Genomic DNA, 19,443 nt, shown 5'->3' with positions numbered 1-19,443 from the left:
CTTGGGACGTGGTGTGTCACGGGTGTGTGGTGGTGCCCGAGAAGGACGGGACGGGAGGGGCGGGCGCAGCGCTAGGTGCGACTGCGTTCGGCCAGGCGCTGCTGGAGCAGCACGGCGACGACGATGATCAGGCCCTTCACGACGGACTGGGCCGAGATCGAGAGGTTGTTGAGGGTGAAGACGTTCGACAGCGTGGTGAAGATGAGCACGCCCAGGACGGTGCCGACGATGGTGCCGCGCCCGCCCGAGAGCAGGGTGCCGCCGATGACGACCGCCGCGATGGCGTCGAGCTCGTAGAGGGTGCCGTGCGTGGAGCTGCCGGTCGTGGTGCGCGAGACCAGCATCACCGCGGCGATGCCGCAGCACACGCCGACGAGCACGTAGAGCATCACGGTGTGGCGCTGCACCCGGATGCCCGCCAGCCGGGCCGCCTCGGGGTTGCCGCCGACGGCCAGCGTGCGCCGGCCGAAGGTGGTCTTGTTCAGCAGCACCCAGCCGAGCGCGGCCACGACCAGGAAGAGCAGGACCAGCACCGGCACGCCGAGCACGTCGGCGCCGAAGAAGTCCCGGAACTCCGGGACCTGCACGATCTGGGTGCGGCGGTTGGAGATGATCTCGGCCAGGCCGCGGGCGCTGGCCAGCATGGCCAGGGTGGCGATGAACGGCACGACCTTGCCGTAGGCGATGAGCACCCCGTTGACCAGGCCGCACCCGGCCCCGACCGCGACCGCGGTGAAGACGATGACGATCCAGTGCACGTCGTTGGCCAGCGCCTGGGTCGCCAGGGTGGTCGACCAGACCGAGCACAGGGCGAGGATCGCGCCGACGGAGAGGTCGATGCCGCCGCCGGTGATCACGAAGGTCATCCCGACGCTGACCACCCCGATCACGGCCGCCAGGCGCAGGATGGTCAGCACGTTGTCGACGTCGGCGAAGCGGTCGCCGGCGGTGAGGACCCCGGCCGCGCACAGCAGGGCGAGGGCCAGGACCAGGCCCAGGTTGCGGCCCATCCCGGTGCGCAGGCGCTGGGCGCCCCCACCCCGGCCGGGCGCGCGGGGCCCGCCGCGGGTGCCCTCCGCGCGGTCCCCCGGCGGCAGCGCGCCCGGGGTGCCGGGGGCGGCCGTGGTGCTCACGGGCTCCTGGTGGCTCATGCGACGTTTCCTTCCATGACGAGGTCTAGGACGCGGGACTCGTCGATGTCCTCGGCCGGGCCCTCGTGGACGACGGTGCCCTCGCGGACGACGAGCACCCGGTCGGAGAGACCGAGCACCTCCTCGACCTCGCTCGAGACCACCAGGACGGCCACACCGGAGTCGGCGAGGCCGCGGATCAGGCTGTAGATCTCCGCGCGGGCGCCCACGTCGACGCCGCGGGTGGGCTCGTCGAGGATCAGCACCCGGCACTCCCGCAGCAGCCAGCGGGCCAGCACGATCTTCTGCTGGTTGCCGCCCGAGAGGGTGCGCGCCACCCGCTCGACGCCGGTGGGACGCACGTCGAGCGAGGCGCAGAGCTCCTCGGAGCGGCGCCGCTCGGAGCCGCTGTCGAGGAAGCCGCCGCGGGCGAAGCGGGCCAGGCTGGAGATCGTGATGTTGCGGTAGAGCGACTGGTCGAGCAGCAGGCCCTGGCTCTTGCGCTCCTCGGGGCACAGCCCGACCCCCGCGCCGACGGCCGCGGCGACCGAGCCGCGGCGCAGCCGGCGTCCGTCGACGGTGACGGTCCCGGCCGAGGCCCGGCGGGCGCCGTACACGGTCTCGACGATCTCGGAGCGCCCGGCACCGACCAGGCCCGCGAGCCCGACGATCTCGCCGCCGTGGACGTCGAGGTCGACCCCGGAGAAGATGCCGGGGCAGGCCAGGCCGCGCACCTGCAGGACCGGCTCGCCCTCGCGGCGGGCGGCGCCCGAGCGCGCCGGGAAGACGTACTCGATCGAGCGGCCGGTCATCAGGCGGATGAGGTCGGGGGTGGGGGTGGCGTCGACGGCGAGGTTGCGCCCGACCGTGACGCCGTCCTTGAGCACGGTGATGCGGTCGCCGATCTTGCGGATCTCCTCGAGCCGGTGGGAGATGTAGACGATGGCCACGCCCTCGGCGGTCAGGTCGCGCACGACCCGGAAGAGGTTGCGGACCTCCTCCTGGTCCAGCACGGCCGACGGCTCGTCGAGGATGAGCAGCCGCGTGTCGTGGGACAGGGCGCGGGCCATGCTGACCACCTGCTGCGCCGCGGGCGACAGCTCGCCGACCTGGCACTGCGGGTCGATCTCGGCGTGGCCGAGCCGCTCGAGGAGGGCACGGGCGCGGCGGTCGGCGGCGATGGCCCGCGTGAAGCCGCCCACCGAGAGCTCGTGGCCCAGGAAGATGTTCTCGGTCACGGTGAGACCGGCGACCAGGTCGAGCTCCTGGTAGATCGTGGAGATGCCGCGCCGCATGGCGGCCACGGGGGTCGACAGCGCGACCGGCTCGCCCTCCCACAGGATCTCCCCCTCGTCGGGCTGGTAGGAGGCCGAGAGGATCTTGATCAGGGTCGACTTGCCGGCGCCGTTCTGGCCGAGCAGGCAGTGCACCTCGCCGGCGCGCACCTCGAGGTCGACCCCGCCCAGGGCGCGCACGCCGGGGAACGTCTTGGTGATGCCGCGCATCTCCAGCAGGGGGGCGGGGCGGGGCTGCTCGGTCATCGGGTGGCTCCGGTCGCGAGGTCGTCGGTGGTGCGGGCCGGCGGGGCGAGGCCGGCCCGGGTGGGGTCGTCGAAGACGACGGAGAGCGCCTGCAGCGCGCCGCCGCGGACCGCGGCGGAGAAGCCGAGCGTCGACATCTCGACCCGGCAGCCGCCGCTGCCGGGGGCGAAGACCTCCTGCTGGAGGCCCGCCTCGAGCGCCTCGGCGAACCAGGGCCCGAGGGCGGCGAAGTAGCCGCCGAGGACGAGGACCTGCGGGTTGAGGACGTTGACCAGGATCCCGGCGCCGACCGTCAGCCAGTCCGCGACCTCGGTGAGGGCGGCCAGGGTGCGGGTGTCGCCGGCCGCGGCGCGCCCCCGCAGCTCGTCGAGGCGCTGGACCAGGTCGCGCGCCGGGTCGCGGACCGGGTCGCCCTCGTCGGCGGCCAGGCGCAGCAGGGTGTGCAGGCCGACCACGGTCTCCCAGCAACCGGTGCGCCCGCAGCCGCACCGCGTGCCCGCCCGCTCCACGCGCATGTGCCCGACCTCGCCGGCGAAGCCCTGTCCCCCGCGCAGCAGGCGGCCGCCGGCGACCATGCCGCCACCGACGCCGGCGCCGCCGGTCAGCAGCAGCAGGTCGTCCGGAGGCGCGTCGGCCCGGGCCGCCAGCTCGGCGACGGCCGCGAGGTTGGCCTCGTTGTCCAGCGTCACCGGGTAGTCGGGGGCGTCGAGGTCGGCGCACAGCTGGGCCACGGCCGCCGTGCGCTGCCAGCGCAGGTTCGGCGCGTCGAAGACGGTCCCGGTCGCGGTCTCGACCAGGCCGGGGACCGCGACGGTGAGCCCGACCGGACGGGACCGGCCGTCGAGACCGTCGAGCACCTCCCTGACCACCCGGGCCAGCTCGCCCAGGACCCGCGTGGGCTCCATGCCGGCGGTGTCGAGGGCGACGCGTCGCTCGGCGACCAGCTCGCCGCGCAGGTCGAGGGCCAGGACGGAGAGGTAGTCGATGTTGATCTCGGCGCCGAGCGCGACCAGGTGGCGACCGTCCAGCCCGACGGCCTGGGCCGGCCTGCCGACCCCGCCCCGCTCCGCCTCGCCCTCGCTGACCAGACCACGCTCGACCAGCTCGGCGACCAGGCTGGAGACCGTCGCCTTGTTCAGGCCGGTCTCCTCCGCGACCCGGGCCCGGGAGCGGTCGCCGTGGCGGCGCAGGTGGCCCAGGACCAGCGAGAGGTTGTGCCGGCGCACGGCGACCTGGTCGGCAGTCGCGCTGCTGCCGGTGAGGCTCGGGCGTCGGCTCACGGGGTCTGCTCCTCGGTATGACGGCGGTCACATAGTTTGTCTGTCGGTGCAACAAACTAAGTAGTGACCACCATCACGTCAAGGGTCGCGGCCCGCTGAGCGTGCGGGTGGACCAGACCGGCACGGTCGGCGTACCCCCGCTCGCGACGCCCCGGCCTTGACTTTTGTGCACCACCCGCACTAAATCGTCGGCATGACTCTCGTGCTCGGCATCGACTCCTCGACCCAGTCCACCAAGGCGGTGCTCGTCGACGCCGACGACGGCACCGTCGTGGCCCAGGACGCGGCCCCGCACCCCGACGCCACCGAGGTCGACCCGCACGCCTGGACCACCGCCCTCGAGGCAGCGGCCGGGCCGCTGCTGCCGCGCGCCGCCGGCGTCTCGGTGGCCGGGCAGCAGCACGGCATGGTCGCCCTCGACGAGCACGACGCACCGGTGCGACCGGCACTGCTGTGGAACGACACCCGCTCCGCCGGGGCGGCCCGCCAGCTGGTCGAGGAGTGGGGCGGCCCCCAGGCGTGCGCCGACCTGGTGGGCAGCGTCCTGGTGGCCTCCTTCACCGTCACGAAGCTGAGGTGGCTGCGCGACCACGAGCCCGAGGCGGCGCGCCGTACCCACCGGGTGCTGCTCCCCCACGACCACCTGTCCCGGCACCTGGCGGCGCCGGGCACGGCGGCCTTCACCGACCGCGGCGACGCCTCCGGCACCGGCTACTTCTCCACCCGGGAGGACCGCTGGCGCCCCGAGCTCGCGGCCGCCGCCCTGGGCCGCGAGGTCGAGCTGCCCCGCGTCGCGGGTGCCGGCGAGGCCGCCGCCGAGACGCGGCACGGCCAGGTCGTCGGGCCCGGGACGGGCGACAACATGGCCGCCGCCCTGGCCCTGGACCTGCAGCCGGGCGACGTCCTGATCTCGGTCGGCACCTCGGGGGTCGCCTCGGCGCGCACGCAGGCCGCGGTCCACGACGGGTCGGGGCTGGTCACCGGGTTCGCCGACGCGACCGGCGGGTTCCTGCCCCTGGCCGTCACCCTCAACGCGGCCCGCATCCTGGACCTGCAGGCCCGGCTCCTGGGCGTCGACCACGACGAGCTGGCGGCGCTCGCGCTCTCCGCCCCGCCGGGCTCGCACGGCACCACCCTGCTGCCCTACTACGGCGGCGAGCGGACCCCCGACCGGCCGCACGCCGTCGGCACGTGGACGGGGCTGACCACCACGACCGACCGGGCCGACCTGGCGCGCGCGGCCTTCGAGGCGCTGGGCTGCAGCCTGGCCGACACGGTCGACGCCCTGGCCGCGCAGCTGGACCGCCCGGTGGGGCGGGTCCTCCTCATCGGGGGTGCCACCCGCAGCAGGGCCCTGCAGCAGATCCTCCCGGCCGTGCTGGGCCGCGACCTCGAGCTCCCGGAGCCGGGCGAGTACGTCGCCCGCGGCGCGGCCCGCCAGGCCGCCTGGGCCCTCTCGGGCGCGGCCACCCCGCCGGCCTGGCCGACCACGGGCACGCGCACGCTCACCGCCGAGCCCACGCCGGAGGTGCGCGAGGCCTACGTCCGGCTCCGCGAGCAGACCGGGGCCTGGTCCTGACGACCGCGCCCGAGCGGCTGCGCCGGCACAACGTCGCGGCCGTGCTGCGCTCCCTGCGCTTCGAGGGTGCGGCGTCGCGCAGCAGGCTGGCCGAGCGCACCGGGCTGTCGAAGACCACGGTCAGCGCGATCGTGACGGAGCTGCTCGAGGTGGCGGCCGTCGAGGAGGAGGCCTCCAGCCGCGCCGGGCGCGGGCGGCCCGCCGTACCGGTGCGGCTCCGGTCGCAGCCGCACGTGTCGGTGGGCCTGGAGGTCAACGTCGACTACGTCAGCGCCGTCGTCCTCGACCTGGCGGGCCGGACCCGGCTGAGCGAGACCCGGTCGCGCCGCTCGCGCGACCCCGACCCCCTGGTCGCGCTCGTCGACCTGGCGCAGGCGGTGCACGCGCAGGTCGAGGCGGCGGGCGCGGCCGCGGTCGGGGTGACGGTCGCGGTGCCCGGTCTGATCGCCGCCGACCGGCGCGAGGTGGTGTGGACCCCCAACCTCGGCATCGAGCACGGCACCCGCCTGCACGACCAGGTGGCCGCCGTCGTCGCCTCCCGCTGCCCCGTCGAGATCGCCAACGACGCCAACTGCGCCGCGCTCGCCGAGAGCCGGCACGGTGCGGCCGCCGGGCTCGACGACGCGGTCTACCTGACCGGCACCGTCGGCATCGGCGCGGGCATCCTCGAGCGCGGCGTCCTGCGCACCGGGGCGCACGGCTTCGCCGGCGAGGTGGGGCACATGCCGCTGGGCGACCCGCGGGCGGTCTGCGGGTGCGGCCGCACCGGGTGCTGGGAGGCCTCGATCGGGCTGCACGCGCTGCTGCGCGCGACCCGGATGCCGGAGCTCGAGGACCCGCTGACGACCGCCGCCGCGGTCGCCGTGCGTGCGCGCACCGACCCGGCCGTCGCCGGTGCCCTGCGCGGGCTGGGCGAGCTGGTCGGCCTGGGCCTGAGCGCCCTGACCGCCGTCCTCGACCCCCGGGTCGTGGTGCTGGGCGGGTACTTCGTGCCCCTGGGCGACCACGTGCTCGAGCCGGCCCGCCTGGCGCTCGCCCGACGCTCCGCCCCGGCCCAGCGCCCCGTCCCCGACCTGCGCCTCGGCGCGCTGGGCATCCGCGCCGCCGCCACGGGGGCCGCGGAGCGCGGGCTGATGGCGGTGCTCTCCGGCGAGGCCGCCCTCGACGCCCCTGCGCCGCCCGGTGGCCCTCCGCCAGGGGCAGGGAGTTAGGCTTGCCTAACTTCCAGCGCTTCGGCGACCTGTTCCACTGAAAGGGGCCCGCCCGTGCACGGCGTCGTCCAGAGCACCGAGCAGATCTCCCCCACCATGGTCCGCGTCGTCCTCGGCGGCGACGGGCTCGACGGGCTGGAGATGCCCGACTGCACCGACAGCTACATCAACGCCGCCATCCCCCCGGCGGGGGCGACGTACGGGCCGGTCTTCGACCCGCGCGAGGTCCGCGACACCCACCCCCAGGAGCAGTGGCCGCTGCGGCGCCGCTACACCGTGCGCCGCTGGGACGCCGAGCGGCGCGAGATGACGCTCGACCTCGTGGTGCACGGCGGCAGCGGGCACGGCGGCCCGTGGGCCGACCGTGCCGAGCCCGGCGACGTGCTCGTCTTCAACGGCCCCGCCGGCGACTACCGGCCCGACCCCGGTGCCGACTGGCACCTGCTGGTCGGTGACGAGTCGGCCCTGCCGGCCATCGCCGCCTCGCTGGAGGTCCTGCGCCCCGCCGACCGCGCCGTGGCACTCCTGGTCGTCGACGGCCCCGAGCACGAGATCGCCGTCGAGAGCCCCGCGGACCTCGACCTGCGGTGGGTGCACCGCAGCGCCCGGTCGCCCCGGCCGCTGGTCGAGGCAGTCGAGCAGGCCGAGCTGCCCACCGGGCGGGTGCACGCCTTCGTGCACGGCGAGGCCGAGGAGATCCGCGCGATCCGTGCCCACCTGCTGCGCGACCGCGGCGTCGCCCGCGCCGACCTGTCGTGCTCGCCGTACTGGCGCCGCGGCATGGACGACGAGCAGTGGCGCTCGGTCAAGAAGCAGTTCGTGACCGCGATGGAGGGTGACACCGCCTGAGCCCCGCCCCGGGACGTCATCCGGGCGGGACGTCCGTCCGTGCCCGGCGCATGACGTCCCGCGGGCTCAGGAGGCGCTGGCGGCGTCGGCCACGTTCTCGAGCACCACGGCCAGGCCCTGGCCGACACCGATGCAGATCGCCGCGACGCCCCACCGCTCGCCGCTCGCGCGCAGCCGGGCTGCGAGGGTGGCCAGCACCCGGCCGCCGGAGGCCCCCAGCGGATGGCCGATCGCGATCGCGCCGCCCCAGGCGTTGACGACCTCGGGGTCCACGTCCCCCTGCTGCGACCAGGCGTCGACGCAGGCCAGCGCCTGCACCGCGAAGGCCTCGTTGAGCTCGACGGCGCCGACGTCCGACCAGCCGATGCCGGCGCGCGCCAGGGCCTTGGCCGCGGCCTCGACGGGGGCGAACCCGAAGTCCTGCGGGTCGAGCGCGTGCGCCCCGCGACCCGCGACCCGGGCGAGCGGCGCGAGACCGATCCGGTCGGCGGCGGCCTCCGTGCCGAGCAGCAGCGCCGAGGCGCCGTCGTTGAGCGGGCTGGCGTTGCCGGCCGTGATGGTGCCGTCGCTGCGGAAGGACGGCGCCAGCCCGGCGAGCGCCTCGGGGGTGGAGCCGTCGCGGATGCCCTCGTCGCGACCGAGGTCGACACCGTCGACGCCGACCACCAGGTCGTCGTACGCACCCGTGGCCCAGGCCTCTGCGGCGAGCCGGTGGGAGCGGGCGGCGAAGGCGTCCTGGCGCTCGCGGCTGATCCCGAACCGCTCGCCCAGCTGCTCGTTGGCCTCGCCGAGCGAGACGGTCCACTCGGGCGGCATCCGCTCGTTGACCAGGCGCCACCCCAGGGTCGTGGAGACCATCTGGGCGTGCCCGGCCGGGAAGGCCCGCTCCGGCTTCGGCAGCACCCAGGGTGCGCGGGTCATCGACTCGACGCCGCCCGCGACGGCGACCTCGGCGTCGCCGGTCTCGAGGGCGCGTGAGGCCTGCATGGCCGCGTCGAGGGACGAGCCGCAGAGCCGGTTGACGGTGGTCGCCGGCACCGAGGTCGGCAGCCCGGCCAGCAGCACCGCCATCCGGCCCACGTTGCGGTTGTCCTCGCCGGCCTGGTTGGCGCAGCCCCACACCACCTCGTCGACCTCGGGGGGGTCGAGGCCGGGCGCCTTGGCGAGCACGCCGCGCAGCGCTGTCGCGGCCAGGTCGTCGGGGCGCACCCCCGCGAGGGCGCCGCCGAAGCGGCCGAAGGGGGTCCGTGCCGTGGCGTAGAGGTAGCTCGCAGTCACGGCGTCGAGGCTAGCCCTCCCCGAGCTCCGCGAGGGTGGCCCGGACGGTGCGGAGGGCGGCCTCGGCGGCGGGGACGCCGCAGAGCACCGCCGCCTGGACGAGCAGCTCGGTCATCTCCTCGACCCCGACGCCCTGCTCGAGCGCGAGCGGCACCTCCTGCGCCAGCCGGTCGTGGTGGCCGCCGACCACCAGGGCGGTCAGCGTGACCAGCGAGCGGGAGCGCGGGTCGAGGCCCGGTCGGGACGCGACGGCGCCCCACACGTCGGCGACCGCGGCCTCGAAGCGCGTGGTCATGTCCTCGAGGGCCGTCGCGGCCGGCCCGAACGCGTGCTCGCGCACCAGACGAGCGACCTCGGCGTGCGCGTCGAGCGGGACGAGGCGGCCGGCTCCCGCGACCACCTCGAGCCGTCCGTCCTGCACGCCGTCGGCGACCTCGCGCAGCGATGCCACCGGCGTCGTCGCGTCGTCAGCGCCGGCCACGACGAGCACGGGGGTGGCGATCCGGCCGAGCCGCCCGCGTACGTCGAAGCCGGCGAGCGCGGCGCGCACCGCGGCGTACCCCTCGTCGTCAGCCTCAGTGTCGGCGTCGGCGGCGGCCGCGGGCCGCTCGGGGAGCGGGTCGGGCGCCACGGCCCCGGCGCCGAGCAGGCTGGCCGACTCGACCCGGGCGGGCGCGTCGAGGAGCAGCTGGAGGCCGACGGCCGCGCCCACCCCGGCGCCCGCGTAGTGGAAGGTCGGCGGCTGGAGACCCCGGCCCATCGCGTCGACGGCCTCGAGCACCCCGGCGGCGAGGCCGGCGACCGTCACCGGCGCCTCGAGCGGGGTCCGGTTGGTGCCGTGCCCGGGCAGGTCCCAGGCCACCACCTGGAAGTGCTCGGCGAGGTGGACGGCGGCCGCGGCCCAGAGCGCCTGCGCGCTCGTGCCGAGGTCGGGGCCCAGCAGCAGCAGCGGCTGGTCCGGACGGCCGCCCAGGCGGACGGCGGAGACGGGGGTGCGGGTGATCATGGGGTCCTCGGGCGGTGCGGCGACGGCGGGCTCCACTGTCGCAGGTAGCGGCTCAGCAGGCGCCCCACAGGCCCCGCCCGGCCTCGCGGGCCTCGCTCTCGGCGGCCCGCATGGCGGCGATGTGGCGGTCGTTGGGCTCGTACAGCACCGCCTCGGCGTGCCCGGCGCGCACCATCGCGAGGTTCACCATCTCGCCGTCGGTGTCGTAGACGTAGAGCAGCGTGCGCCCGTAGCGGTCGAGCAGCTCGTCGTCGGCCTCCACGCTGACGCCCGAGCCCGGCGGGACCAGGTCCTCGAGCGCGGCCGACGCCTCCGGGCCCCAGCACTCCACCGGCGACCCCGGCGCCACGGTCTCGGGGGTGTCGATCTGCAGCAGCCGCACCGCCGTGCCGTCGGCGCCGCCGTCGCCCAGCAGGTCGCCGTCGCCGCGCACGTAGAGCGTGTCGCCGTCGACGATGCGCACCACCTCACCTCGCTCGCGGCCCCCGCTGCCGACCGGGGCGGGTGCCTGCTCCGGCACCGTCACGACGCCGCCGGCGCCGACCCCACCCACCCCACCGACCTCGGTGCAGCCGGCGAGCAGCACCACCGCGAGCCCGGCCACGGGCATCCACCTGACGTCCACGGCGCACAGCCTGGCAGCCACCACCGACGGGCCGCCGCTGGGCCGACGAGGAGGGTGGGCCCGGTGCTGGTGCAATGGGCGCATGGTGTTCTACGAGCCCTCGGCGCGCGACCGCGACCTGCTCCCCCACGACCCGTTCAAGGCGATCGTGGCCCCGCGCCCGATCGGGTGGATCAGCACCCGCACGGCCGACGGCACGACCAACCTGGCGCCGTACAGCTTCTTCAACGCCGTGGGCGACCGGCCCCCGATGGTGATGTTCTCGAGCGTGGGGATGAAGGACACCGCGAGCCTGGCCCTGGAGTCGGGCGAGTTCGTCTGGAACCTGGTCTCGCGCGGGCTGGCCGAGCAGATGAACGCCACGTCGCGCTCGCTGCCGCGCGGCACCGACGAGGCCGAGGCGGTCGGGCTCGAGCTGGCCCCCGGGCACCTGGTGGGCGCCCTGCGGGTGGTCGCGAGCCACGCCTCCCTGGAGTGCGTCGTGGTGCACTCGACCCGGCTGCGCGACCGGCACGGCGCCGATACCGACCAGTGGCTGGTCGTCGGCGAGGTCGTGGGCGTGCACGTCGACCCGGCGATGATCACCGCCGACGGCCGCTTCGACACCCTCGCGGCCCAGCCGCTGATGCGCGCCGGCTACACCGACGAGTACCTCGTGGCCGACACGATGCTGCGGATGACCCGCCCCGCCTGAGCGGGGGCGTCCTCAGGCCTGCGGGATCAGGGTTGCGGGTCCGGCCGGGAGCGCAGCACCAGCGCCGCCAGGCCCGTGGTGAGCGGGACCGCCGCGACCAGGCCGAGCGTGGCCACCACGCTGCGCACCACCTCCTGGGCGATGATCTGGTCGGTCACCACGCTGCCGAGCGACTCGGTGTTGGCCACGATCAGGATCAGCAGCGGCAGCGCCGAGCCGGCGTAGGCCAGCACGATCGTGTTCACGACCGAGGCGATGTGCGAGCGCCCGACCCGGCTGCCGGCGCGGAAGAGCTGCAGGGCGCCGTACGCCGGGTTGGCGCGGGCGAGCTCCGCGACGGTGGCGGACTGGGTGACGGTGACGTCGTCGAGCACGCCCAGCGAGCCGATCACGATGCCCGCCAGCAGCAGGCCCTCGGTGTTGACGCCCTGGGTCATCCCCACGGCCAGCGAGAGGTCGTCGGTGACGCCGGTCAGGTGCAGCGCCGAGACCGCGAGCGCGGACAGCACCCCGGTGAGGGTGAGGCTGGCCAGGGTGCCGAGCACCGCGACGGTGGTCGTGGCGGCCAGGCCGTGGGTGAGGTAGAGGACGGTGAGCATGATCGCCGCCGACCCCACGATCGCGACCAGGAGCGGCGGCGAGCCGGCGAGGATCGCGGGCACCACGAAGTAGAGCAGCAGCAGGAAGGTGACCCCGAGACCCGCCAGCGCACTCACCCCCCGCCAGCGGCCGAAGGCGACCATCGCCAGCACGAACGCGCCGACGAGCACCGCCAGCCTGGTGCCGCGCTGGTGGTCGACGATCGCGTAGGACTCGCCGTCGGGGGTCTCGTTGAGGATCAGCACGACGTCGTCGCCCTCGGCGACCTCGGGGGCGCCCGGCCCGTTGGGCAGCGGCACCTCGGCCTCGTCGACCGGGTTCTGGCGCGGGTCGTCCTCGGGCACCTCGAGCGCGACCGTGGCGGTGCCGCAGCCGTTGACGTCGTCGGTGAGGTCCTCGGTGCACTCGCTGCTCTCGATGGCGGTGATGGTGCCGTCGTACTGCGCCGCGCCGCCCTGCCCCTCCGCGGGCGTCAGGTCCTCGGTGGGCCACAGCCACGCCATCGCCACCACCGTCAACAGCGCGATCGGCGCCAGCACCAGCCACGCCGCCCGCGGGGTGCGCCCCAGCTCGTGCTCGTCGGGTCTGCGGTGGTGCCCGCCCATGCGCTGCCACTCCTGGGTGCGGCGGGGCGTGCGCACCCCGCGTGGTCTCGGACGCGCCACAACCTACCCGCCGGGTCGACGCGGGCTCACGGCGTACGCCGTGCGACGTCACCCTCACCTGCGCCGAGTCGGCGCCAGTTCACGTCGTACGCCGAGTGGGCGCCAGTTCACGGCGTACGGCGTCTTGTTGCTGCAGGGGGTGTCTTCTAGGTGCGCCGGTGGAAGCTGACCTGGTTGTCCCCACCGATCTCGGTCTCGTACTCCGGGTCGTGGATGCGTCGGTGGTGGTAGGGGCACAGCAACCGCCCCCGCTCCACCTTGGTGTGGCCGTCCCTGCACCAGAAGTCCTCGTGGTGGGCGTGGCACATCGCAGGAGGGGCGTCGCACCCCTTCGCGGTGCAGCCGCCGTCACGCACACCCAGGGCAAGACGCTGCGGGACGGTGAACAGCCGCTGGCTGCGCCCCACGTCGAGCGGCTCGCTCCGGCCGCCCAGCACCACCGGCACGATCCCGGCCTCGCACGCCAGCCGACGCGCGGTCGCAGCACTCACCCGACCACCGGTGTCGAGCGTGGCCGCGGCCAACCCACCCTGCAGCGACTCCAACGTCATCGTCACCACCACGGTCGCGTTCACCCCACCGGCCCGCGGAAGCGCAGCCGGGTCGAGGCGCTCCACCAGCTCCACGAACGCAGCCCCCAGGCGCTGCGCGGTCGGACGACGTACCGGCACCGCCGCCTCCTCCGAACCGCTCTGGCCGTCCTGGTCGTCACCGGTGGCACGGGTGGCGACCTGGTGCTTGGGGGCCGCGAAGGCCAGCAGCGCCCGCTCGAGCATCTGCCCGACGAGCAGCGGCACCGTGAAGGAACCCCTGATGTGACCGTGGCCGTCCTCACGCATCCGGAACACCGAGCCCTTCTCGGCCTCGCGCTCCTCACGATCCAGCAGCTCGGCCTCCCACGCCTCACCGACCTCGGGTGCGACGACGTCGAGGATGCGGCGCCCGAGCACCCTGAGCGCCTTCGCGTCGTGCACCTTGCCGAACGCCACCAGAGTCTCGGTGGCGTCTCGGAGGACCGCCGGGTCGAGGTCGTCGGGCAGCGCGTCCAACGACGTACAGATCACCGACGCCTGCTCCGCGACCAGATCCCCGCGACCGAGCGCTTCACGCACCAGCACGTGACGCGCCAGTCCCTCGGCCAGGCGTACCTGACGGAACGACTCCCGCTTGGTGGTCCTAGTGACGTTCGAGTGCCACACCGCCAACGACGGCGAGGCGTTGCGCTCCTGCACACCAACGGTCTCGGCATGGGTCAGCAACCCCGAGCGCACCTCGACCAACATGGCCTCCACCCGCGCGACCTCCGCCAGCACCTCAGCAGCCTCGCCCTGGCTCATCGACCACAACGGCGTACCCGCGACCTCGCTCAGCACCGAACGCACCCGCGCGACAGCACTCCCGACAGGGTGCGCGGCGGTGGTCGACATGATCAAAGTATCTCAGGGCTCACCGACAAAGCACCAGGTCAAACCCCGTTTTCCACAGGCCGATCGAAAACTTTTTCGACGCTTCGGAAGTGACCGGTCGAGGGTTCCGAACTGACCGGTCGAGGGTTCGAAAGTGACTGCTCGGCCGTCAGCGGCGGTAGACCTCGGAGCCCCGGGCCCAGGCCGTGACCGGCTCGGCGGAGCCGATCTCGTCCTCGTGCAGGTCGAAGGGGTCACGGTCGAGCACGAGCACGTCGGCGGAGGCGCCGACGCGCAGGTTGCCGGAGTCCTCCTGGTGGTTCGCGTGGGCGGCGCCGCTGGTGTAGGCCTGCAGCGCCTGCAGCAGGGTGAGGCCCTGCTCGTCGCGCATCGGCGGCTCCTCGTCGCTCTCGTCGGTGGTGCGCGAGGAGCGGTTGACCAGCACGTGGATGCCCTCCATCGGGTCGGGCGGGTTGATCGGCCAGTCCGAGCCGCCGGCCACCAGCGCGCCGCTGTCGACGATGTCGGCAAAGGGGTACTGCCAGTCGCGGCGCTCCTGGTCGAGGTAGGGCTCGACCATCTGCACCGCGGGCGTGTTGTAGCGCGCCCACATGCCCTCGACGTTGGCGATCGCACCGAGCAGCCGGAAGCGGTTGCGGTCGCGGGGCGCGACCAGCTGGAGGTGGGCCAGCTGGTGGCGCTGGTTGCTCCAGCCGTTGTGGCGGCGGGCGGCGGCGATCGCGTCGAGCGACGTACGCACGGCCCGGTCGCCCAGGGCGTGGAAGTGGGCCTGGAAGCCGGCGGCGTCGAGGGCGGTGACGGCCTCGTCGAGCTGCTCGGGCTCGAGGAAGGCCAGCCCGCGCTCGCCACCGGCGCAGGGGCAGCGAGCGCCCCCGAGGTAGGGCTCGTCCACCGCCATCGTCAGGGTCTCGGAGACCCCGTCGACCATCAGCTTGACCGAGCCGGCGTCCAGCCCGGCCTCGCGCAGCCGCTCGCGCTCGGCCACCAGGTCCTCGAGCTGCTCCACGCCGCGGTGCCGGTCCCACCACAGCGCCAGCCGCACGCGCGCGGTGAGCTCGTCGGCGGCCACGAGGTCGAGATAGGCCTGGGTCGGGTCGTCGATGCCGGCGTACCCGCCGACCAGGGCGTCCTGCCAGCCCACGATGCCCCACGAGTGCAGGTGCGCCTGCGCGTCGAGCAGGGCCGCGTGCTTCTCCTCGCGGGTGGTGTCGACGAGGCGGTGCACCAGCAGGGCCGCGGCCTCGCGCAGCGTGCCGGTCGGGTTGCCGTCCTCGTCGCGCTCGATCCACCCGTCGGGCGGGTCGGGGGTGTCGCGGTCGATGCCGGCCAGCTCGAGCGCCCGGGTGTTGACCCAGGCGTTGTGGTGGTCGTTGCTGGGCAGGAACGCCGGGCGGTGCGGCACCACCTTGTCGAGCATCTCGGCCGTGGGGCCGGTGCGCGGGTCGAAGTGGTCCAGCGACCAACCGCCTGCTCGGAACCAGGAGTCCCCGTGCGAGTCGTCCTGCTCGGCCGCACAGTCGGCGATCGTCTCGAGGCACTCGTCCGCGCTGCTGCAGCTGGTGAGCAGCGCGTTGCGCAGCTCGAGCCCGCCGATGAGCGGGTGCACGTGGGCGTCGTGGAAGGCCGGCATCACCAGGCCACCGTCGGCGTCGACCTCCTCGACGCGCCGCCCGCCCGCGGCCATCTCCTCGCGCACGCGCTCCAGCGGCCCCACGGCGTGGATCATGGAGCCGCGCACCCCCACGGCGTGCTCGTGGTGGTACTTCAGTCCGTCGAAGAGTCGCCCGTTGGCGAAGATCAGGTCACTCACTGCTGCCCCGTTCGGTCGAGATCGGTCGAGATCGGTGCTGGTTCGTGCTGGTTCGTGCTGGTTCGGGCTGGCCGGTCCTGTCGAGACTAGGCCTGCCCCTGCTCGACGCCCGGAGCGGTGCGGGTCAGCCAGTCGGTCCACGACTCGGGCTCGTCGCCGTCCTCCAGCTGGGCGCGGACCTGCGCGATCATCCAGGTGCGCAGCCACTGCACCTCCGGCTCGGCGCCGACGGTGAGCAGGCGCCCCTCGTCGAGCCCCTGGTCGGGGACGGCGAGCAGGTCGACCAGGCGGGCCGCCCGGCCCGCCGCCGCGACCGGCAGCGACACCTCGACGTCGATCTCGGTACGCCCCTGCTCGCGGGCGGCCTCCACCCGACGCCGCGTCGCGCGGCGCAGGGGTGCGAAGACGTCGAGGAGCGCGCGCACCTCGCCCACCAGGGCCAACCCCGGCTCGTGCCCGTGGGTGGCGGAGAGCAGCTGCAGGTCGCGCACCAGCTCGTCGATGTGCTCGTCCTGGCGCAGCCACAGCTGCACCGGGCAGCCGCGCAGCAGCACCGGCTGCGTCCCGGGCCCGCCGCCGGCCGGCTCGGGGTCCGGCTCCGGCGGCGAGTCGGGGGGCCGTACGGCGCTGTCGGCCCGCTCGTCGAGCAGCCGGGCCCAGACCCTCGTGCCGCCGGGGACCCGTTCGACGCCCCAGTCGTCGGCGAGCACGGCGACGATGCCGAGCCCCCGCCCGGTGGTGGGCTCGCCCCACGACGAGGAACCCGGGTCGGCGAGGCGCGGGACCACGGCGTCGGCCGGGACGCTGCCCTCGTCGGTCACGGTCACGGTGACCGCCCCGTGGTCGAGCCGCACGGCGACGTCCATGGAGGCGCCCCCGCTGTGCAGCGCGGCGTTGGCCGCGAGCTCGCCGACGCACAGCTCGGCGTCGTCGACCAGCTCGATGCCGCGCCCGCGCAGCGCCTCGCGCACGAAGCGCCGGGCCCCGGGCACGCCCGAGGGGTGCGCCGGCAGCCGGGTCCGCACGATGCGGCCGCTGACCACGGGCGACTCGAGGTCCTCCACGACCGTGCCCGCGCGCCGTCCACGCCCGGTGGGCGGGGGCTGCGTCTGGTCGTGGAGCCGGACCGCGACCAGCGCGATGTCGTCCTCGCGCATGCTGGGGACCATCCGGACCAGCAGCCGGTCGCACAGCTCGTCGAGCGGGGGGTCGCCCGCCGCGAGGCTCGCCAGCTCGCGGCGCAGCCTGTCGAGGCCCACGTCGAGGTCCTCGCCGCGTCGCTCGACCAGTCCGTCGGTGAAGAGCAGGACGGTCGAGCCCCGCGGCAGCACCACCTCCTGCTCGCCGCGCTCGGCGTCGGGGAAGAGCCCCAGCAGCAGGTCGGGGTCGTCGGCCGAGAGCAGCTCGACGCTGCCGTCGGCCCCCAGGACCACCGGCGGCGGGTGCCCGGCGTTCGACCAGCGCACCCGGGTGACGCCCTGCTCCAGCTCCTCGGGCGTCTGCTCGAGGCGGGCCAGGACCGCGGTCGCGGTCGTGTCGACGCCGAGCGTGTCGAGGGCCCGGTCGACCCCCCGCAGCACGTCGGCGGGCCCCAGCCCGCTGAAGGCCGAGATGCCGCGCAGCAGGTTGCGCACCTGGCCCATGGCGGCGGCCGCGGCGGTGTCGTGGCCGACCACGTCGCCGATCACGAGCATCGTGGCTCCGGCGTCCTGCACGAAGGCGTCGTACCAGTCGCCGCCGACCTGGGCGGTCTCGGCGGCCGCCTCGTAGCGCACCACGATCTCGAGGTGGTCGGGCTGGGGCGGGGCGGTGAGCAGGCTGCGCTGCAGCCCCTCGGCGAGGTCGCGCTGCTCGGCGAAGAGCCTGGCGTTGTCGACGGCCAGGCCGGCGCGCTCGGCGACCTGCGCCAGCGTGTCGAGGTCGGCCCCGGTGAAGGGACCGCGCGCGGCGTCGCGCAGCACGGTGAGCAGCCCCACGACGCGGTCACGACCCCGCAGGTTGACGACGGCGACGTGCTCGGGGGCCAGGGCCCGCACCAGGTCGTGCACCTCGCCCTCCTCGAAGACGCTGCACAGGCCCTCGGTCGCCCCGGCGCCGACCACCGGGGCCTCGGACCCGAGCACGGTGGGCAGGAACGAGTCGTCGGCCAGGCGCGAGAGGCGCACCGCGGCGAAGCGGTCCACGAGCGGCTGGGCCTCACGCTCGCGGTGCCAGCCGCCGACGTCGCGCAGCCCCGGCAGCCGTCCCTCCGGGCCGGTCTCCTCCACCAGCGTCGCCACGCACCAGTCGCCCAGGGCCGGCACCACGATCGCGCCCAGGCGGGCGACCGCCTCCTCCAGGTCCAGCGTGCCGGCGAGCTGCTCGGTCACCGTGGCGACCAGCGCGTCGCGGCGGGCCGTGCGCGCGACCTGCTCCTGGGCCCGGTGGCGCGCGGTGACGTCGACGAAGTAGACCGCCAGCCCGTCGGGGTTGGGCCAGGCGCGCACCTCGTACCAGGCGTCGAGCGGCTCGGGGTAGTAGGCGTCGAAAGCCACCGGCTCGCCGGTGCGGGCGCTCAGGCGGTAGTGGTGCTCGAAGTCGCTGCCGACCGCGGCCGGGAACGACTGCCAGATGTCGTGGCCGACGAGCTCGTCGCGGCTGCGGCCGAGCAGCCGCTCGGCCTCGCCGTTGAGGTAGGCGAAGCGCCACCCGCGGTCGAGCTGGAAGAACGCGGTGGGCATCGACTCCAGCACCCGGGCGACGCGCGCCTCGCCGTCCTGCACGGCGGTGGTGTCGTACGCCGCCCCCAGCACCCGCACCGCCGAGCCCTGCTCGTCGCCGAGCGCGCGGCCACGCGCCTCGATCCAGCGCACCGAGCCGTCGGGCAGGTGGATGCGGTACTCCGCGGCGTACTCGCCGCACGTGGAGATGGCCCGGTCGAGGGCGGCGTTGACCCGCGGCACGTCCTCGTCGTGGACGACGTCGGTGAAGGCGCCGATCGTGCCGCCGAAGGAGTCGTGGTCGAAGCCGAAGATCTCGAGCAGCCGGTCGTCGAAGCGCAGGTCGCCGGAGACGAGGTCCCACTCCCAGGCGCCCACGCCCGCCGCGTCGGTGGCCAGGCGCCAGGCGACCTGCTGGACCTCGTAGTCCGAGCTGGTCGCGGCCAGCTCGAGGTCCCCGACGACCGCGCGGGCCAGCCGCTCCAGGGTGCTGACGTCGTGGTCGGACCAGGGGTGAGGCCGGGTGTCGTAGACGCACAGGGCGCCGACGACCTGGTCGTCGGCGACGACCAGGGGCACGCCCAGGTAGGCCCGCACCGCACCGGAGGCGACCGGCGGCAGCCCCGCCACCCGAGCGTCGGTCGCGGCGTCGGGCACCACGAGCGGGGCGTCGAGCCCGACGGTCACGGTGCACAGGGAGTGCTCGACCGGGGTCGGGATGCCCACGAGGGCGCTCCCGGCGCCGTGACCGCCGACCACGACCTGCGTCTCGCCGATCAGCGACACCTGGGCCGAGCCGGCCTCGAGCAGGGCGGCGGCCAGCTCGCAGAGCCGGTCCAGCGAGGAGCTGCGCTCGCTGCCGGCCACCAGCCGGCGCACCAGGGCGGCGCGCACGTCGGGCACCTCGCCCGCGCCGTACGGCGCCCCCGACGCACCCGTCGCTGCCATGGTCGTGCCTCCACGCTCGCGGAGGCTGACCTCCCCGCGCATCTGCGCGGCACCGGATCGTATCCACTGCGGGGCTGCGGCGCTTCGCCCCTGGGGAGGGG

14 protein-coding genes are annotated in these 19,443 nt (G+C 75.1%); 4 read left to right on the top strand and 10 right to left on the bottom strand.

All coding sequences use genetic code 11. From position 1 onward, the window contains the following. Nucleotides 1-71: 71 nt before the first annotated feature. From OCU29_RS05250 to OCU29_RS05240, 3 genes are read right to left on the bottom strand one after another with little or no spacing between them, the layout of a single operon-like run. Entirely contained in the window at nucleotides 72-1,151 is a 1,080-nt protein-coding gene (locus OCU29_RS05250) for an ABC transporter permease (RefSeq protein WP_179615175.1), read from the bottom strand. After that, entirely contained in the window at nucleotides 1,148-2,671 is a 1,524-nt protein-coding gene (locus OCU29_RS05245) for a sugar ABC transporter ATP-binding protein (protein WP_261819072.1), read from the bottom strand. The genes OCU29_RS05250 and OCU29_RS05245 overlap by 4 nt, the downstream gene beginning before the upstream one ends. Next, on the bottom strand, nucleotides 2,668-3,951 hold the full coding sequence (locus OCU29_RS05240) for an ROK family transcriptional regulator (RefSeq protein WP_261819071.1): 1,284 nt from the start codon (nucleotides 3,949-3,951) through the stop codon (nucleotides 2,668-2,670). The genes OCU29_RS05245 and OCU29_RS05240 overlap by 4 nt, the downstream gene beginning before the upstream one ends. A 193-nt stretch (nucleotides 3,952-4,144) precedes the next feature. On the opposite strand from OCU29_RS05240, the gene xylB reads away from it, so the two are divergent. The 3 genes from xylB to OCU29_RS05225 are packed head-to-tail and all read left to right on the top strand — an operon-like array spanning nucleotide 4,145 to nucleotide 7,590. Beyond that, nucleotides 4,145-5,530 carry a xylulokinase gene (xylB, locus tag OCU29_RS05235; protein WP_179615173.1) on the top strand — a complete coding sequence of 462 codons (1,386 nt, stop codon included), beginning with the start codon at nucleotides 4,145-4,147 and terminating at the stop codon, nucleotides 5,528-5,530. 41 nt (nucleotides 5,531-5,571) lie between these two features. Then, on the top strand, nucleotides 5,572-6,741 hold the full coding sequence (locus OCU29_RS05230; protein WP_261819070.1) for an ROK family transcriptional regulator: 1,170 nt from the start codon (nucleotides 5,572-5,574) through the stop codon (nucleotides 6,739-6,741). Between the two features lie 54 nt (nucleotides 6,742-6,795). Further along, nucleotides 6,796-7,590, top strand: coding sequence for a siderophore-interacting protein (locus OCU29_RS05225; protein ID WP_261819069.1), 795 nt, complete (start codon nucleotides 6,796-6,798; stop codon nucleotides 7,588-7,590). Nucleotides 7,591-7,656: 66 nt separating this feature from the next. Here the strand turns inward: OCU29_RS05225 and OCU29_RS05220 are convergent, their stop codons facing one another. From OCU29_RS05220 to OCU29_RS05210, 3 genes are read right to left on the bottom strand one after another with little or no spacing between them, the layout of a single operon-like run. Continuing rightward, nucleotides 7,657-8,868 (bottom strand): thiolase family protein, encoded by a 1,212-nt coding sequence (locus OCU29_RS05220; protein WP_261819068.1) that lies wholly within the window; start codon nucleotides 8,866-8,868, stop codon nucleotides 7,657-7,659. A 10-nt stretch (nucleotides 8,869-8,878) separates the two neighbouring features. Continuing rightward, nucleotides 8,879-9,874 (bottom strand): alpha/beta fold hydrolase, encoded by a 996-nt coding sequence (locus OCU29_RS05215; protein ID WP_261819067.1) that lies wholly within the window; start codon nucleotides 9,872-9,874, stop codon nucleotides 8,879-8,881. 52 nt (nucleotides 9,875-9,926) lie between these two features. After that, nucleotides 9,927-10,499 carry a thermonuclease family protein gene (locus tag OCU29_RS05210; protein ID WP_261819066.1) on the bottom strand — a complete coding sequence of 191 codons (573 nt, stop codon included), beginning with the start codon at nucleotides 10,497-10,499 and terminating at the stop codon, nucleotides 9,927-9,929. Between the two features lie 82 nt (nucleotides 10,500-10,581). Here OCU29_RS05210 and OCU29_RS05205 point away from each other — a divergent pair, with 82 nt between their 5' ends. Then, entirely contained in the window at nucleotides 10,582-11,193 is a 612-nt protein-coding gene (locus tag OCU29_RS05205) for a flavin reductase family protein (RefSeq protein WP_261819065.1), read from the top strand. 26 nt (nucleotides 11,194-11,219) lie between these two features. Here OCU29_RS05205 and OCU29_RS05200 read toward each other — a convergent pair whose 3' ends face one another. From OCU29_RS05200 to OCU29_RS05185, 4 genes are all read right to left on the bottom strand, one after another. Beyond that, on the bottom strand, nucleotides 11,220-12,434 hold the full coding sequence (locus tag OCU29_RS05200; RefSeq protein ID WP_261819064.1) for a YibE/F family protein: 1,215 nt from the start codon (nucleotides 12,432-12,434) through the stop codon (nucleotides 11,220-11,222). Nucleotides 12,435-12,604: 170 nt separating this feature from the next. Further along, the gene (locus OCU29_RS05195; protein ID WP_261819063.1) at nucleotides 12,605-13,885 is read right to left on the bottom strand and encodes an HNH endonuclease signature motif containing protein; all 1,281 of its coding nucleotides are present in this window, start codon (nucleotides 13,883-13,885) and stop codon (nucleotides 12,605-12,607) included. A gap of 148 nt (nucleotides 13,886-14,033) precedes the next feature. Continuing rightward, complete coding sequence (locus OCU29_RS05190) at nucleotides 14,034-15,695, bottom strand: amidohydrolase (protein ID WP_261819062.1); 1,662 nt, start codon at nucleotides 15,693-15,695, stop codon at nucleotides 14,034-14,036. Nucleotides 15,696-15,781: 86 nt separating this feature from the next. Further along, nucleotides 15,782-19,342 (bottom strand): SpoIIE family protein phosphatase, encoded by a 3,561-nt coding sequence (locus tag OCU29_RS05185; protein WP_261819061.1) that lies wholly within the window; start codon nucleotides 19,340-19,342, stop codon nucleotides 15,782-15,784. Nucleotides 19,343-19,443: the final 101 nt, after the last annotated feature.

The sequence above is a fragment of the Nocardioides sp. OK12 genome (genome assembly GCF_024341885.1).
GTDB lineage: Bacteria > Actinomycetota > Actinomycetes > Propionibacteriales > Nocardioidaceae > Nocardioides > Nocardioides marinisabuli.
This window is presented reverse-complemented; position numbering and strand designations above follow the sequence as displayed.

Coding starts and splice junctions, on each gene's coding strand:
- OCU29_RS05250 (WP_179615175.1), bottom strand. CDS start 1,151: ATGAGCCACCAGGAGCCCGTGAGCACCACGGCCGCCCCCGGCACCCCG.
- OCU29_RS05245 (WP_261819072.1), bottom strand. CDS start 2,671: ATGACCGAGCAGCCCCGCCCCGCCCCCCTGCTGGAGATGCGCGGCATC.
- xylB (WP_179615173.1), top strand. CDS start 4,145: ATGACTCTCGTGCTCGGCATCGACTCCTCGACCCAGTCCACCAAGGCG.
- OCU29_RS05215 (WP_261819067.1), bottom strand. CDS start 9,874: ATGATCACCCGCACCCCCGTCTCCGCCGTCCGCCTGGGCGGCCGTCCG.
- OCU29_RS05205 (WP_261819065.1), top strand. CDS start 10,582: ATGGTGTTCTACGAGCCCTCGGCGCGCGACCGCGACCTGCTCCCCCAC.
- OCU29_RS05195 (WP_261819063.1), bottom strand. CDS start 13,885: ATGTCGACCACCGCCGCGCACCCTGTCGGGAGTGCTGTCGCGCGGGTG.
- OCU29_RS05185 (WP_261819061.1), bottom strand. CDS start 19,342: ATGGCAGCGACGGGTGCGTCGGGGGCGCCGTACGGCGCGGGCGAGGTG.